Annotated in this window: 11 protein-coding genes and 3 pseudogenes; 6 read left to right on the top strand and 8 right to left on the bottom strand. The window is 59.0% G+C overall.

Features of this window, described 5'->3' with window-relative positions:
* The first annotated feature begins 248 nt into the window (after positions 1-248).
* Positions 249-368, top strand: a pseudogene (locus tag RSE12_08500) (major capsid protein).
* 195 nt (positions 369-563) lie between these two features.
* Here the strand turns inward: RSE12_08500 and RSE12_08495 are convergent.
* From RSE12_08495 to RSE12_08485, 3 genes and pseudogenes are all read right to left on the bottom strand, one after another.
* Positions 564-1394, bottom strand: coding sequence for an FscB (locus tag RSE12_08495; protein ID WRH64766.1), 831 nt, complete (start codon positions 1392-1394; stop codon positions 564-566).
* Positions 1392-2297, bottom strand: a pseudogene (locus RSE12_08490) (phage tail tube protein). The gene RSE12_08495 and the pseudogene RSE12_08490 overlap by 3 nt, the downstream one beginning before the upstream one ends.
* A 24-nt stretch (positions 2298-2321) precedes the next feature.
* Complete coding sequence (locus RSE12_08485; protein WRH64351.1) at positions 2322-2744, bottom strand: acyl-CoA transferase; 423 nt, start codon at positions 2742-2744, stop codon at positions 2322-2324.
* A gap of 173 nt (positions 2745-2917) precedes the next feature.
* Here RSE12_08485 and RSE12_08480 point away from each other — a divergent pair, with 173 nt between their 5' ends.
* On the top strand, positions 2918-4336 hold the full coding sequence (locus tag RSE12_08480; protein WRH64350.1) for a caspase family protein: 1419 nt from the start codon (positions 2918-2920) through the stop codon (positions 4334-4336).
* Positions 4337-4486: 150 nt separating this feature from the next.
* Here the strand turns inward: RSE12_08480 and RSE12_08475 are convergent.
* Positions 4487-5057: pseudogene (locus tag RSE12_08475) on the bottom strand (DUF6441 family protein).
* Positions 5058-5061: 4 nt separating this feature from the next.
* Entirely contained in the window at positions 5062-5196 is a 135-nt protein-coding gene (locus RSE12_08470) for a hypothetical protein (GenBank protein ID WRH64349.1), read from the bottom strand.
* On the opposite strand from RSE12_08470, the gene RSE12_08465 reads away from it, so the two are divergent.
* Entirely contained in the window at positions 5186-5377 is a 192-nt protein-coding gene (locus RSE12_08465; GenBank protein ID WRH64896.1) for a hypothetical protein, read from the top strand. The genes RSE12_08470 and RSE12_08465 overlap by 11 nt on opposite strands.
* A 704-nt stretch (positions 5378-6081) precedes the next feature.
* Here the strand turns inward: RSE12_08465 and RSE12_08460 are convergent.
* Positions 6082-7281: a hypothetical protein gene (locus RSE12_08460; GenBank protein ID WRH64348.1), complete on the bottom strand. Its 1200-nt coding sequence runs from the start codon at positions 7279-7281 to the stop codon at positions 6082-6084.
* A gap of 707 nt (positions 7282-7988) precedes the next feature.
* Between RSE12_08460 and RSE12_08455 the strand changes: the two genes are divergently transcribed.
* The 3 genes from RSE12_08455 (at position 7989) to RSE12_08445 (ending at position 11870) form a co-directional block, all read left to right on the top strand.
* A complete protein-coding gene (locus tag RSE12_08455) occupies positions 7989-8975 on the top strand; it encodes an NAD(P)-dependent oxidoreductase (GenBank protein WRH64347.1) in 987 nt (328 codons plus the stop codon).
* Complete coding sequence (locus RSE12_08450) at positions 8972-10093, top strand: glycosyltransferase (GenBank protein WRH64346.1); 1122 nt, start codon at positions 8972-8974, stop codon at positions 10091-10093. The genes RSE12_08455 and RSE12_08450 overlap by 4 nt, the downstream gene beginning before the upstream one ends.
* A 601-nt stretch (positions 10094-10694) precedes the next feature.
* On the top strand, positions 10695-11870 hold the full coding sequence (locus RSE12_08445) for a hypothetical protein (GenBank protein ID WRH64345.1): 1176 nt from the start codon (positions 10695-10697) through the stop codon (positions 11868-11870).
* Here the strand turns inward: RSE12_08445 and RSE12_08440 are convergent.
* Both RSE12_08440 and RSE12_08435 read right to left on the bottom strand, forming a co-directional pair.
* The gene (locus tag RSE12_08440; GenBank protein WRH64344.1) at positions 11854-12924 is read right to left on the bottom strand and encodes a CoF synthetase; all 1071 of its coding nucleotides are present in this window, start codon (positions 12922-12924) and stop codon (positions 11854-11856) included. The two genes, RSE12_08445 and RSE12_08440, sit on opposite strands and share 17 nt — an antisense overlap.
* An 859-nt stretch (positions 12925-13783) precedes the next feature.
* On the bottom strand, positions 13784-14740 hold the full coding sequence (locus RSE12_08435; protein WRH64343.1) for a ketoacyl-ACP synthase III: 957 nt from the start codon (positions 14738-14740) through the stop codon (positions 13784-13786).
* Positions 14741-15024 lie beyond the last annotated feature (284 nt).

Genomic DNA, 15024 nt, shown 5'->3' with positions numbered 1-15024 from the left:
ATCGCTGCACCGATCCCCAGAGGCCGAGACCAACCCCGGCGGCCGCCCAGCCGGCCCCATCGATCTGCATATCCGCCCTCGCGCCCTCCACTCAGGGCCCGCGCCAGAACCACAATCCCCATAGTGACAGACACCCCGCAGGTTCGTTCAATCCGGCTTCAATGAGGTCCGCCCGGTACCCGTCCGGCTGCATCGGCATTGCGCCCGCGAACCTCACAGAACCCTCCAGATTCCCCCAGAGCGTGAACTATGATTCCCGCCAGCATCTCGACGAGAAAAGCCGCTGGATCGACGTGATGACCGAGGCCTCGATCCTGCCGGTGAACAAACGGCCGCGTCTGGCCGTCAGGATCCACAGCTCGAACTGATCCTGTCCGTCCTCAAATCCGCCATGGACCGCATCTTCACCCATGCCTCCATGGCGGCCCCGTGAACTGGCCCCCATTTCGACCGGACACTCAGGCTTAACCATGGAGGCTTAAGGCTATGCCTAAGCACATGCTTAATGCCTGAGATTGAGATCCTACCTGATGGTACTGGTTCAATCCTGCAAGCCTCAGCGCTCATGCGGACAGGATCCCGACTTCGGCAGGCAGGGTCACGCTGGTCCAGGCGCTGCTGCCAGCGGGGTTCAGCGCCCATGTAGAATAGGCCGACCTTGGCGCGGGGGTCGGTACGGTCACCGGAGCGGCATCATGATTGACCCAGCCCATGCGCAGGAAACCCGCGACCGCCTGCGGCCCCACTGTCCCCGCCCGCGCGACCTGCTTCACATGCACGCCCGCGATGGCCGCGACCGCCGCAGGCCCGGTTGGCCCAGTCAGCGAAAACGACAACCTCTGCCCGGTCGCGTTGCTCGACACCCGGGTTCTGACATCCTCGTCCTTCAGCGCATCGATGCTGCCCGCCATCTGACTGAAGGTCGCGATCGCGTTGGGGGTATACCGCACGAAGCGCCGCCCGATCGTCGACACGCCGTCCAGCACCGCGAAATGCGCATAGTACCAGGTGCGGGTGCTGCTGGTGCCACGCAGTCCGACATTCGGAAAGACGATTTGGACTGGCTTGCCCTTAGCTTGGGTATTGGCGGCCGTGGCCGAGCTTTGCAGGACGCCATCGATGTAGAAGTCGATGGTGATGCTGGCCCCCACCGCCACGCGCATATCGATCCATTGTGGCTGGCCATTCGGCGGGGTGTAGCTTGAGTTGCCCTGCACGGTCGTGTCGCCCCGCGCGACGGCATGGTAGTGGTTGGTACTGGCCACCGGCTGGATCTGTGCGATGCGACCCTGGTTCGCGTCGAAGAACTCGATGAAACTCGCATTGCCTTCGGTGATGAGGTCCACGTCCCCGTTGGGCGGCACGTATCGGAAGCCGAGCCAGAGATCGTCCATCCGGCCCTGCGTGGCGTCGCGTGCGGCCAGCCAGTCGAAGGTGGCCTGAATGCCTTGCGGGCCGGGGATCTCGATCCTCGGGCGCGGCAGATAGACGGCGTGCGCCGTGAAGCTGAAACTCTCCCCCGAGGGCAGGCTGTGGGCGAAGGTCAGCGCGCAGGGATCGCCAGCGATGGCCTAGTTCACCAGCACCTGGTCGGCGAAGCGCGCCTCGATCTTGCCGGTCAGCGCGACAATGGACGGGTCCGCCCCGTCGATCCGGCCGTCCGAGCGGATGGTCTCCACACGGTCGAGGTTTTTGGCAAAGGTGATCTCGGCCGAGATGATGTTGCCGAGCGGCTGGCCGTTGCGCGTGATCGCCCCGTTGAAATGGTCGAAGCGTTGAAGGTCGACGGCAGCCAGCGTGCCTGCGGCGGAGGTGCTGGCGATGGTCTCACCCTGTGCCACAAGGCTCTCGGTCGCGGTGAGCAGCCCGGAACGCTGCATCTGCCAACTGAGACTGTCACACACGCAGCCCGAATACATCGCGAAGCGCGGCACCTCTGGCATGCCGGTCTCGATGGACATCGACGGCAAGGACCAGGCGCCGGAGCGGAACTCGTGAGTGAAGGGTCCCGGTGCCGCACCGGTGGTCACGAGCGACCCGAAGGTCGCCTTCAGCCAGAAGCCGAACGCCGAGGCATCGATGGGTACGACGACATTGCCATTCGCCGTGACCGCATCCTTGATCGGCGCCGGCGGGTCGCGGCCGTAGCCAAGGAGTTCGCTGTTCAGGAGCGGCTGTTCCGATCTCAGCGTGGTGCTGGCGAACGGCATCTTCGTGAACCCGCCCGCGGGCGGGGTGCCATAACTCGTTTCGAACGCAAGCGCCATCTGCGCCCGCGCGCCTTGCGCAGGTGCCATTTGGGACTCCTCGGATGTGGGGTGTCAGGCCAGAGGGCCGGTTGTGGTGTAGTGCAGAACGACCATGATCACCGCCGCCGTTAGGGCGGCCGCGCCTTCGACGGGGAGATCAACCGAGGCCGGGGCCTCGGGTTCCACCCAGTCGCAGAGGCCGCCGAGGGTCCGGTCAGCTTCCAACGCCGCACCGATGGCGGCGATCAGGTCGTCGAAGGCGCTGGCCCGACCGGTGCCCGCCTGGACGATGATCTCCAGTTCCGCCCGGTGCTGGTAGTGGTAGCGCAATGGCGACAGGGTCACCTCCGGCTCGCCCGGCTGGCCGTCGCGCAGGATGATCAGCCCCGCCACCGGGATCCGCTCGGGCAGCACCTCGTCACGCAGGGTGAGGGCGGCAAGCGGCTGCAGCCGCGCGTGCAGTGCGGTAAGGACGGTTTTGCGGGTGGTGGGCATTCTTCGTTCCGAGAACAGATACTTTGGTTGCCAGCAGCGATGTGCCGATCTTCGGGGCGATGAATGATCTCCGCCATCCTGTGCCTAGCAAACCCTACAGTTCGGCTTTAGTCTCGTAGGGCAAGATCGGCCGCAACATGGCTGATCGAATGCTTTTGGGTTTGAGAGGCAGTATGGGTCAGAGCATCGCAGTCTTGATCGGCAATACAAAATATGACGAGCTGTCGAGCTTGGAATGCTGCGCCAATGATGTCTCCAAAATGCATGAGCTGCTTTCCGCTACCCGAAAGTTCAGTCAGATCCTCGACTACGTCGACAAACCAGTATCTTCGGTAAAGGATGAGTTGCGTCGCCTCTCAGAACTGGATGGCGGCTTCGAAGAGATCTTTCTGTATTTTTCAGGTCATGGTCTGTCAAACACTGACGACTTCTATATGTGCTTTGAGGGTTTTAAGGAGTCATCCCCGAACACAACAGGTATCTCACGCTCAGACGCTTTTGAGATGATCCGACAATTTAACGCTGAACTATCAGTAGTTGTTATTGATGCTTGTGAAGCCGGCAGAAATCTTATCAAAGGCAATCTGACGCCTCTGGCATGGTCGTTGAAATCCGGCTTCACAAATTTCGTACAAATCTCATCCTGCACAGAGAGTCAGTATTCTTTGGCGGGGGACCAGATCAGTCTTTTCACTCATGAGTTCGTCAAGGCCTGTCTGCATAAAGAGCAAGGTGCCATATACTACTCCGATGTCGAAAACGCTCTGCGGGACGCTTTCTTAGGTCATTCCAGCCAAACGCCACACTTTATACGCCAGGGAACGTCGCAGGAGAAATTCTGTAACGATGCTAGCAATCTCGACGGACTTCGTAAGGCGTTCTTCGAGCCACACGAAACTACCAGTGAAAGAGCGGGGGTCGATCTGCCCAGAACGGCGCTTGCTTCGGCTCTAGCTGCTATCAAGGGTGTTGAAGCACGAGTGCCATCCAAGGAGAAGGCGCAGGAATTCATCGATCAGGTGTTCGAAGTGACTTTAAGGAATTCCGCACATACTCTAGAGGTCAAAGACTTCTTTGATGTTCGCACAGTCAAGTACGACGATTTTGAGTATGCACAGAACAAGCGCGCTATCATCAGCCTATTAGAGCGTCGCGGCGGATCCGACTCCTTTGTGGAAAGTGATGTGGTGCGGAAAAAGCAGCGACAACCCTTCGGTGGACTTGGTCTAAGCACACTTGCGGCTATGGGTATACCTGACGAATATGACGAGACCTACAGTTTGTTCAATCACTGCCAGCTTAAATCAGTGCACGTTGGTATCTACTTTGAACCGAAGTTCATGGCACTTAATAGAATATTTTCAGAGATATTATTCCTGCCCCGGTTGACCGAGTGCCTCATACTGACATGCAATACTAAGGAACGTCGTTCCGGCTGGGGTTCTTTCAACGAGTATGAAGGTACCAAGAAATGGAAGTGGTCGCATCATAGCTGGTCGGAAGATCCTGTGGAAGTTGCAAACAAGTATGTGTCAGACCCGTATGACTTCGCCAAGCAGTATGTCCTTTCGTTTGGGGGAGAAAAAGGTTGACGAGTTGCAAGGATTTATTTGAATCGCGCTTCAATCAATGTGTGCGAATGCTGTTAATCCCCATTAAAAACTGTTTGTTCACGCTTTTTGCCATTATTTTTGTCATCTCTTCCACCCTGCCACGATCAGCTCCGACACTCCTTCAATCGCTCACTCCGCATCCCGCGCGAGGTCCAGCCGCTTGCGCAGCATGACCTGCGGCACGAGCCGGAAGATCGGCACCGTGGTGAGCCCGCGCTCGGTCTTCGACCGCGACGCTACCGCCCGCCCTTGGAATTCAACCGCCCCCCGCCATGAGCAGGCTCGGGCCCCGGCGGCGATAGATGAACCGCAGGCGCAGGCCGGTGCGGCGCTCTCATTCGCCTGAGGTGATGCGGCCGTCGCGGGTGGACTTGTCTGCGGCCGAGGTGGGGATGGCCATCCAGAACCCGTCACGCGAGCGGATCAGCGGTCCGGTGTTATGCGCGCCTACGATCATCGGCGCCTTCGACCAGACCGGCGCGGCAGCGTTCAGACTGTCGCGCCCCATGGGATAGGTCGCGAGCCGGATCGAGTTCGCCAGCCGGTTGCCCAGCCCCGCGCCAGTGATCTGGCCGCGCCAGGCGGATTTGAGGCCCGCGCCCGCCTCGCGTATTGCTGTCGTGACAGCTTTCTCGCCCGCGCGGATTTCAGCTTCCATCGGGGCGACGAGGTCCGGGCTGATTTCCAGTTTCAGTTTCATCTGGTCACGCCGCGCGCAGATCCAGCGTCCAGATCAACCGCTCGCGGTCGCGCAGCGGCTCCCCTTGGATGAAATGGCTGTTCGCGCCAATGACGATCACGTCGCCCGGACGCGGGGCGGGCAGATCCGTGACGCGCACATCCACCACCGTCGTGTCGGTGACGAACCGGCCCGCGCCGAAATCGGTGACGCGGTCTGGCGCGCGGGCAATGATGCGGATAGGGCGTTCCTCGGACGTCGTGGCCGAGATCCAGAGGGTCGGGGTGATCTTGCCCCCGTTTGACCGGACACTCAGGCGGTTGCGGTTTGAGGTGCAATGAACTCACGAGGCGAGCGCATTTTCAACCCTGAGTGTGGGTGGTTTGTGTTTTAATCCTCGATCCAGCTTCCGATCAATCGCAGTGCGGTGGCCACTCTGCCGTTCTTAAAACGCCGCGGTCCATAAGCAAATCATGCATAATTTGTATGTTCTTGGTTAAAAGTTCTCGCAAGATCCTACGAACTGGACTTCCATGTGAGACAGCCAAAGCCTACGTTCACTGAAGTCGCATCTGGCATGTCTCGAACGCTTCACTGCCCCGCGCTAAAGTGTTGGAATGTAGCAGTGTGTTCAGGTCGTTGCTTAGCACGTTGCAGAAAGGGTACATGATGTCGTTCTCCACAGAGTTCTTTGGTTTTCTTTCTCTCTGGCCCCTTTGGTTGGTTCTCATCGGCATTTTCGCATTTCTCTACCTCACCCGACCCAAACAGGCTGCGCAGAGGCGCCACGCGTCCGACCAACCGGTCGATGACCAACAACACGTAAACTTTCTCGCAAATTCTGCGTTGTCGAATGATCCTTAAGGTGATCAAATAAGTGCGCAACCATCCATGAACTGACTGTGTGTGTCACCTTCGATAAACAGCTCGATTTAGCACAGATAGCTGAACGTAAGTTAATAACTATCATATGATTCGAATCTCTGCTTCGAAGTAGGGGCCATTACAATTCGATAAGCTTATCAGCTTAGCTCATTCAAGTTATCTATTCACAGACTTGGCTAACATTAACTGACCCACCAACTTGGCCATAGGTATTTTCAAGCATGTACGGGATAGTCTTGAACGCATTTTCTTCACCGTTTAGGCTCAACGCCTGTTCGACAACGGAGAAATCAGCTGCTGCTCCGTCATTCCACGTCTCATCTGTTTGAAGGTCACGTGCAGTTGCACACCAGACATAGGTGCCGGATTTGACTGCCGATGCGGGCAAGGACGCCTCAAGAGATACGTAGGCCTCGTAAACATCCTCTGCGACTTTTGTGAACTCCCGTCTTTGTGTGACAGTAGCCGCAGAAGTTAGCACATTGCCTTCAAGATCCCTGAATTCCACCGCCACTTCGAGATCTCTTTCAATCCCCGCAACCACCAGAACTTCGATCGTTTCATCGACCAACACAAGGTCAGAAGGATCCACATTCTCCCAATATGCAGGGTCCTCTACGTTGGGATTATTCGCGAGGTTCTCAAGATCGAAGGTCGAAAGCTCTGTTTCGAGTTGAAACCACATGGAGCGTGGCGACAGATTGACATAGCGCGTGGCTTCGGCGGATTTTGTAGCCTCAGCATCTCGGTATGCCTTTTGAAGCTCTCGTTCTTTGGCTTCAAGCAAACGGGCTTGCTCCTCTGCCAAGCGCGCCGCTGCTGCAATCTGACGCTCAGCATTTTCTAATGCGCGCTCTCTTTCAGCAGCTTCTCGTTCCTCTTCAGCGGCTTGGCGTTCCGCTTCTTGCAGTAGTCGCTCATTCTGGGCTGCTGCGCGCTCTGCGTCCTGAGCCCTGCGTTCCGCATTCTGCAGGGCGGCTTCCAGTGACGCCAATCGTTCCAGCGCTTCCAGCCGGTTCCGAAGTTCTTCGGTCATTGCTTTGAAGCGTTCCTCTGTCCCAGCCACACCGGCCAAAGTCTCACCAACGTCTTGGGCATAGGCTGCAGTGACCGTAACTCCAGAAACGGCTCTGTGCCCGAACATGACGAAGCAACTGACGAAGATCACGGATAACAGCAGAACGGCCTCATCGCGCTTTTCTTGCGGAATGAGCGATTTGAGATTTGGCAGCTTCCAATACGCCAAGAGGGCAGCACCGGAAACGAGAAAGCCGAACAGAGACCATTCGCGGGCTAAGCTGAATGCATCGGGCAAGACAGCAGGTAAACATGCAAACGCTACGCCAAGATACTTTCTCACGAGTCCGTCTCCAGAAGTTTAGCCGGGCCATGTTTTGTTCTGAATTTGTCGAACGTCAAGTGTTCGGGCCTGACCCAGCTAAAGAGATTTATTGTGGTACCAATGGTCCAGAAACGAGCTATTGGCAGAAACGAGTAGCAAGTAAGTGAGCTCCTCGCCTTCTCTAGAGCTAGCATAAGGATTCCATTGATAAGTCAATACTTTCGGAGCGGATTTTGGGACAGTCTCGGAATTCAGGGTGACGTTGCGCCTCTCGGATGCCCCAGTTCGTCTGTGTTAGCATTCATAGGTCGCCACTTGCCCGATCATCTTGAAACATCAATTCTCAAAGACTGAGTGGACGCTGCCAAGGCAAGACGAAGAACCCAAACGGCGCGGCTAAGTTTTCCTTTGTGATAAGTCTATGGACGGCAGTCACGACCCATTTGCCAGTGAGGAGCGAGGCAGCATGACGTGGTTTCAACCCCTTTCCTGTATCCTCGCTAAACTCACCAGCGATAAACCGTTGGTTGACACTTAAAGTCCGACTTCTCGTCCTAATGAGTGACCGCTTCAGCTTGAAGTTCTGTGGATATCGCAAACAAAAACTGGCGCCCCGCCGCGACGCACACTGGCCGTTGCCTGCTCTACAGTGTGGTATGTCCGAGGAAGGCTAGGGACTAAGCTCAGTCCTTCCTTTCCTACGCCTGCACGATATTAAGGGGTTCATGAAGATTTTGGTAACCGGCACAAGTGGGTTCGTGGGCGGAGCAGTGGGGCGCTTTCTGCGGTCACGCGGTCATCACGTCACGGGCCTGTCCCGTCGTAAACCCCGGGCTGAGGCAACGGACGAGTCCGTGACCTACGACCTGACACGCCCTGTCCCTGAGTTTGGTCAGTACGACGTGGTCATTCATGCTGCGGCCCTCTCTGCACCTTGGGGTAAACCTGAGGCATTCGATGCGGCGAATGTAGACGGAACGCGCCATGCCATCGACATTGCGGCTCGTTCAAGCGCGCGCTTCCTTCTGATTTCGTCCTCATCGGTGCTTTATGCGCCCGGCGACCAGCACCTGTTGCTAGAAGAGACGGCCCCCGCAACACCTCCGGTCAACGACTATGCTCGCACCAAGCGCGTGGCCGAAAACCTGACAGTCGCTTACACCGGCGCTTGGGCGATACTGCGACCCCGCGCTGTTTATGGTGTCGGAGATACGGTGCTTTTCCCGCGAATTGCCCGCGCGGCGCGGCTGCGCCTCCTGCCGCGCTTTCGCCAGGAGATCCCAGCCCATGGAGATCTCGTTTCTATCGACACCCTCGTGAGGCAAGTCGCGCGCGCGGTCGAAAGAAACGCACAAGGCATCTTCCACCTCATCGATGAGAACCCGGTCAGCATTGAAGATTTTGTTGCAGATGTTCTCGAACAACTGGGCCTTCCCGGCCCACGCTTGACAATCAGCACGGATCAGGCACGCCGAGCTGCCGCTGGGCTGGAGGCGGTCTCACGATGGACGGGCTGGTGGGAGCCCCCGCTCACGAAGTTCGGGGTAGATGTCTTCACTGCCACCAAAACATTTGATGACCGCCGTACCCGCGCCCACTTGGGGCCGCCCGACATTCCGACGGCGCTGGCCGTCGATCGTTTCCGGCGGTGGTGGCAGAAGGGGGCACAGCTGGATGATCCGGCGCTTGGTAGGGTGGGAGACGATCCATGATTGATACTGTGCTGCTTGTTCTGGGGGCTCTCTACGCAGCAACGCACGGGCTGCGTTTGGCACTTGCTTGGCATCCCAACAAAGTCGGCAATGGGCTTAGTGGCTCCTTGACCGTCTTGCAGCCAATCCTCTCTGGCGATCCAGCTTTGGCCGCCACGCTCGCCCATGGCCCTGATCAAACACCTGGCGCGAAGTTTATCTGGCTTGTTGACGAGGACGATGCAGAGGGTCTTTCCATTGCAACCGAGCTTGCTGAGACGCGGACGAATGTTGTGGTGATTGTCGGCCGACCGCCACAGGACGGAGAGAACCCCAAGACGCTGAAGCTGATCCGGGGTGAAGCCCTTCTCGAGACCAGGTCGGTCGCAGTTTTGGACGATGACACGATGCTTGCATCTGGCGGTTTGGAGAAGCTTGCTGCGGAGGCTCAAACGAGCGGCGGGTTGGCTACGGCGCTGCCAACGTGGGGGCGTAGGCCGCAGAACGTCTTTGAGGCCCTTGTGGCTGGTTTCGTAGAAGGCCAAGGGGCGTCAGCCTACTTGGCCATGGCAAAACTCGGCCGGAACCGCACGATAAACGGCATGGCCTATGCCGCCGATGCGCAGACGCTGCGCCAGATCGGAGGCTTTGCGGCCATGGGCCATTCGGTGACAGATGACTGGGCGATTGCGAGACTTTTCACGGAGCATGGCCGTCCGATCATTCAGACCGCTGTTCCAGCGCGAGTTGCTGTGACCTTGGATGGACCACTCGAGGCCCTGCGACTTCTGCGGCGTTGGACGGTCTTTGCGCATCGCTATGTTGCGGCAAACCTCGACGTGGCGATGACGGGATTGGTGCTTTTACCCGCCATCCTGCCCCTTTTGGGGCTGGTTCTTGCGAGCTTTTTGGGGCCAATTGCTGTGGTGCTGTGGTGTGGCCTGCTGATGATACGGGCCGGGCTGCACCGCCTCCTCATACGACGGATCGGCGGAACGGGAGCAGCGCCAGTCTGGGCCATTGTCGCGTCGGAAGTTGCGCTGCCGATCTTATCTGTCGCAGCTGCCCTGCGGCCCCATCGTATACGATGGAGGAGCCGCCGAATGCGGCTGACGGCTGACGGGATCCGATACGAGTGATCTTACCCCGCGTCGCTTTGTTGACTGGACGCTCTGATCCGGTGCGTACCGGTTTGCCACAGGCTCAAACGGAGTTTCTTGATGCTGTAACCCCGTCCGGCATGGTCGCAGTACAGGACGGCTACCCTTGGATTGGCGCCCCTCCTGAAGGTGCGGTGCCTTTGCCTCTTGCCGCGTGGCGCAATGCGGTTCAATGGCAGGCCGCCCGCACCGGTGCCGCACGCGCCAACATCTCAACTCGTCTACACAGCCTCGCAGGCGGGCCATTGGCCATCATTACTGGCAGCTGCGGGCTGGACCTGCTGGAATGTGGCTGGATAGAGGGCGCTTGCCAGCTTGTCATTGCCCTTGGGCCGGTCATGCAGAAACGACCCGTCCTGCCCGGCGTGCGCCTCGTCACCGTAATTGGACGCAAGGATATGTTGTCCCGTATTCTACACCGCTCGACGCCCGACATCTCTGTGCCCTGTCGCCATATGGGCTACTGGACTTGCCCGGAAACACGAGAGGCTGTCGCAGCTGAGCTACGCGAGTGGCTACCTTGAGGGTGCTTTTCGTCGCACCGCCCTTTGCGGGTCATCTCGACCGTTTGGTCCCGCTCATGCTGGCTGCACAAAGGGCTGGCCACGAGGTGCGCGTATTGACCGGCCATGCGCGACTGCCCTTCCTTCGCGCGCTGGGGATCGATGCGGATGCGCCACCCTCGCTGCCACAGGGCGCGCTGGAGCATGTGGCTGAAGGGTTCGGGCGAATTCACGGTCGTCCTTCCGCAGCATTTGCACAATTGCGCGCGAACATCGCGCTTGTGGCTCCGCTGATCGGGGATCTATGCACGGAGATTGACAGATGCCGAGCCGACGTCCTTGTGGCTGACAGCGTAGCGCTCATGGCCGGACCGGCAGCGATGCGTATGGGCATCCCTTGGATCACCACCTTGTCCTCTCCTCTCTCGCTGTACGCGGCCGAGGGCACACCTGCCTTCTGCGGTGGTTGGAGCCCGCCGCACGACTGGTCCGGGCGCGCTAGAGACGCAATCGGCCGTGTGGGACACCGATTGTTACGCGAGGCGATCTTTGCCCTGATGCGCTGTGAGCTTCCCAAGGAGCTGCAAAGTCCGTTCCGCTCAGATGGTACTGAGACCATCTATTCCCCTTCTGCTATCCTTGGCTTTGGCATGAAAGAACTTGAGTTTCCACGTTCTTGGCCGCCAGCATTTGAAATGATCGGTCCTGTCGCTTCAGCGCCGTCTACGGATCCAGCCCCCGCATTTCCATCGGCAAAGCGGCGCATCTTTGCCACCCTCGGCACGCATCTGCCTTGGGCCCGCGCGCGGTGGCGTGCAGGGCTGGAGGCAATTGCGCTCGATCGCCAAGACTGGCTGCTGGTCGCTTCTGAGGGGCGCATGGAGGGGGAGTTGGCACAGCAGAACGGCCCACAGAACCTGCTATTCGTGTCACGCCTGTGCTATTCCCGCGACTTACCGCAGTTCGACGCAGTCATTCATCACGGAGGTACCGGTATTGCCTATTCTGCGATTGCAGCAGGACTTCCCAGCCTTGTCGTGCCACATGACTTTGACCAGTTCGACATGGCGGCACGGATCGCCTGGCATGGTCTAGGGTTTCGGGCAAAGTCGCTGAATGGCGCGGTGCAGACATTGGATCGCATATTCAAAGAGGATTGGCCCGCTCTGTCGCGCCTTAAGCAGGCCGCCTCACGTTATGATCCAGAAGCGCGCTTCTTGGCCTGCCTGGACCGTATCATGGGAGCCGCATGACCCTCCGTAGCTTCATATCTTTCGGCATAGACAGCGGGCGTGTCTCAACCCGGACGGGGCGCTCCAACAGCGCCGTGAGCGCGGCACTGGGGCCTGAGGTGTCTTCTCCAGGTAGCAGCATGAGGATCGGGTCAGCATCACCATGCTGTACGAGCCGAAAATCCGCGACGCCTTGTGCGAGGACAGTATCACGCAAAGTATCAGGGGCGTGGCCGCAAATCCGGTCTGACGCGCGCCCTGCAACCACCACCGCCCGCAAGGGGGACTGACAGGCACAATGAACCACGCGCAGAAGATCACCGGTCCGATAGCGTGCCATAATCTGAGCGGTCCGGCTGAAGTCTGTGATCACTGCCTCTGAGGTACCATCGCCCGCTGGTTCAAGGTCGAAGCGCATACAATCCTCTGCCAGATGTAGCGTGCCATAACGACAACTCACTGCGAAAAGACCTTCGGTCGCCATGTAAATCTCGCCCAGTTCAGCCGAGGGGAAACCCGTTCTGATGGCGGTGCGATCTGGTGGGTCTAGCGTTTCTGCCGCAGAGAAGATGCGGCGCGGGGCCAAAGGCGCATCTTGCTGGGCAAGCCAGTACAGAAACCGTGGGGGCGCGACAATCACCTCCGGACGAAAAGCCGTCAGCTTCGCCATAGCCGCAGAGAAGCCTTCGCCTAATGAGACAAAACACAGCGGCAAGGCATGGCCTTGGCTGGCCGCATCATAAAGTGCCGAACCACGCGGCAAGGCAACTGCCACACGCGGGCGTCGTAAGGCCTCTGCGCCGAGACTTTTGGCCAAGATCGTTCCCAACCAGACAAAGCGCTCCACCTCGGAAATCACGTAAGGCATCCGCTTGCCCGACGTCGTCCCGGTGCTGAGCCCAACGTGATATCCACTCAGATCAGGCGCTCTGCCTTCAGCGATGGCGGTGGCCGCTTCGACCGTCAGGCCTGCGCGGTTGAACGTTGCAAACTCCGCCATCAGCGTATCGCGGTCCATTACGGGAAGATCGGACAGCCGATTGACCCCGGCCCGCGTCCTGAGCCAGATCTGCAATTGGCGTTCTTGCCACGCCTCGAGTGATGCGCGGTCTCGAAGCCGAAGCTTTCGCAGCAGCGTGGCGCCAAAAGCTCCGATGGCCAGGGATGTACCTCTGAGGGTCACGTCACGAAATCCGGAACAGGGTCCGGGTCATGACAAAGGACGAGCCGCCCGCCCTGTGCGGCAAAAGCGCGGACGAGGGCGAGACTTTCCATGGCAGCACGAGCGTCGCTGTAGACCGCCTGCGCAGGTCCTCGTGGAGGACGGTCTTCAGCGATGGCTGACAAAACCCATTGAACATCCGCTGCATAAAGCACGGGTGGGTCAAAGGCCGGAAGCAAGAACCCGGTGTGCCCATCAGCATGACCGGGCAAAGGGACCGAAAAAACCGACCCGTCGCCCAGAACGTCCCTGCCAGTCCCAAGACCGAAGGGCAGTTTAACATCGCCCACCAAGTCGATGACGCGGTCTGGTAGAAGGCCCGCCATGACGCCATGCCTTAACGCCCGCCACGGATGACGGCGCGCGTGGATCAGAGCCTGTGCCGGAGCGTGGACTGGTACGTCGTGCCAGTGCCGCGCAGGTCCGAGATGGTCCGCGTGAAGATGGCTCAGGAGCAGCGCGCCGGGCGCTCGATCTCCGAGTATGACGACCGGAGATTGTGTTGCATCTACCTTTGGCCGCAAAAGCGAACGATAAATCCTAAGTGCGACGCCCTCGCCCTTGCTGCGCTCTGGCCAGCCCGCATCGATCAGGACCGGCGCCTGCCCCTGTCGTTCCAGCAAACCGAAGCGAACGGCAAGATCGAGACGCCCAACTCCGCCAGAGAGGACCAGTCGGGCCGGCACCGGGATCCGGGCCTGGGTGTGGAATGTCAGCCGGATGATGCAGCCTCCAGTAATGCGGTACCAAAGGTCACTCCTGCGGCTGTCCCCAACATGAGTACCCGCTTGCCGGGAGCAATCCGTCCTGCGCGACGTGCATGATCGAGCGTAATCGGCAGTGAGGCCGCCACCTGATTGCCATGGGTTGCGGAAAGGTCAATCACTCGATCCTCTCCCAGACCAAGAGCGCGAGCCATCAATTTCAATGCAACCGGGCTGGCTTGGTGGGGCACAACCAGATCGATGTCTGCCAAATCAAGGCCCGCTGCCCGAAGATTGTCCCTGACGAAGGCCTCAAAACGACGGCGTGTCAGTCCGAAAAGTGCTGGTCCGTGCATGACAAAACGCAAATCCTCTGCGGTCGCCCCAACGCCAAGTCGTGTTCCACCGGCGCGCAACTGTGCTGCATCGTAGCCTGATGGGTGCGTTTGCAGCACAACTTGCCCTACCCGCAATCCGTTCGGTCCCTGCCCGATAACGGCTGCACCGGCACCGTCGCCAAATAGACCTGCGGTCGACGGGACCGCCCAGTCGAGGTTATCGCTGATTTTCTCCGAAGCAACGACCAAGACACGCGTCCATCGCCCGGCCTCGATCATTGCAGCTGCATGTTGCAATGCGGCGAGGAAACCAAGACAGGTCGCTCCGATGTCATAGGCTGCAAGTGCCCCGTCTTGCAGTCCAAGCGCTTGCTGAACCAAAGGCGCAGTCGCTGGAATGGTCTGGTATGGAACGGCTGCCGTATGGAGGATGGCATCAAGCTCCTTGGCGTCCGTTTCGGCGTCGGCAAGGGCGGCAAGCGCGGCTTCGGTTGCAAGCTGCACCTGGTCTAAAGCGTCAGCACGATGTCGCTGGACAACGCCGGTCAATCGTTCAACGTCGCCTGGGTTAAGGCCATGCTCAGCATCCAGCCCAAGGCTGGTGATGATTGGGAGGTTGCGCGCCACCCCAGTGCCGAGAATAGATGCAGTCGGCAATGCGCTTCCCCGGTAAATCCTGCAGTGAACAGCCACGTCGACCTAGCGCGGAGCAAGGTCCTCTGTAAAGCCAACCCTGCTTTTGAGGCCACGATAGAGAACAGGCGCACCAGTTCGCCCGGTCTGCTTTAAGAAGACGATAGCATGTTTTACCATCATACGAGCGCGTTAAATCGACCCAGACAGTCTGTGTATTGAGTTTATCGCACGGAAAACTCAGTTGCGGGCTCCGTCGTCCTGTCGGCTTATGGCTT

The sequence above is a fragment of the Fuscovulum sp. genome, from assembly GCA_035192965.1.
Taxonomy (GTDB): Bacteria; Pseudomonadota; Alphaproteobacteria; order Rhodobacterales; family Rhodobacteraceae; genus Paragemmobacter.
This window is presented reverse-complemented; position numbering and strand designations above follow the sequence as displayed.

What these genes read in the sequence shown, in the direction of transcription:
- RSE12_08495 (WRH64766.1), bottom strand. Translation starts at nt 1,394, where the DNA reads ATGGACGATCTCTGGCTCGGCTTCCGATACGTGCCGCCCAACGGGGAC.
- RSE12_08485 (WRH64351.1), bottom strand. Translation starts at nt 2,744, where the DNA reads ATGCCCACCACCCGCAAAACCGTCCTTACCGCACTGCACGCGCGGCTG.
- RSE12_08480 (WRH64350.1), top strand. Translation starts at nt 2,918, where the DNA reads ATGGGTCAGAGCATCGCAGTCTTGATCGGCAATACAAAATATGACGAG.
- RSE12_08455 (WRH64347.1), top strand. Translation starts at nt 7,989, where the DNA reads ATGAAGATTTTGGTAACCGGCACAAGTGGGTTCGTGGGCGGAGCAGTG.
- RSE12_08450 (WRH64346.1), top strand. Translation starts at nt 8,972, where the DNA reads ATGATTGATACTGTGCTGCTTGTTCTGGGGGCTCTCTACGCAGCAACG.
- RSE12_08445 (WRH64345.1), top strand. Translation starts at nt 10,695, where the DNA reads ATGCTGGCTGCACAAAGGGCTGGCCACGAGGTGCGCGTATTGACCGGC.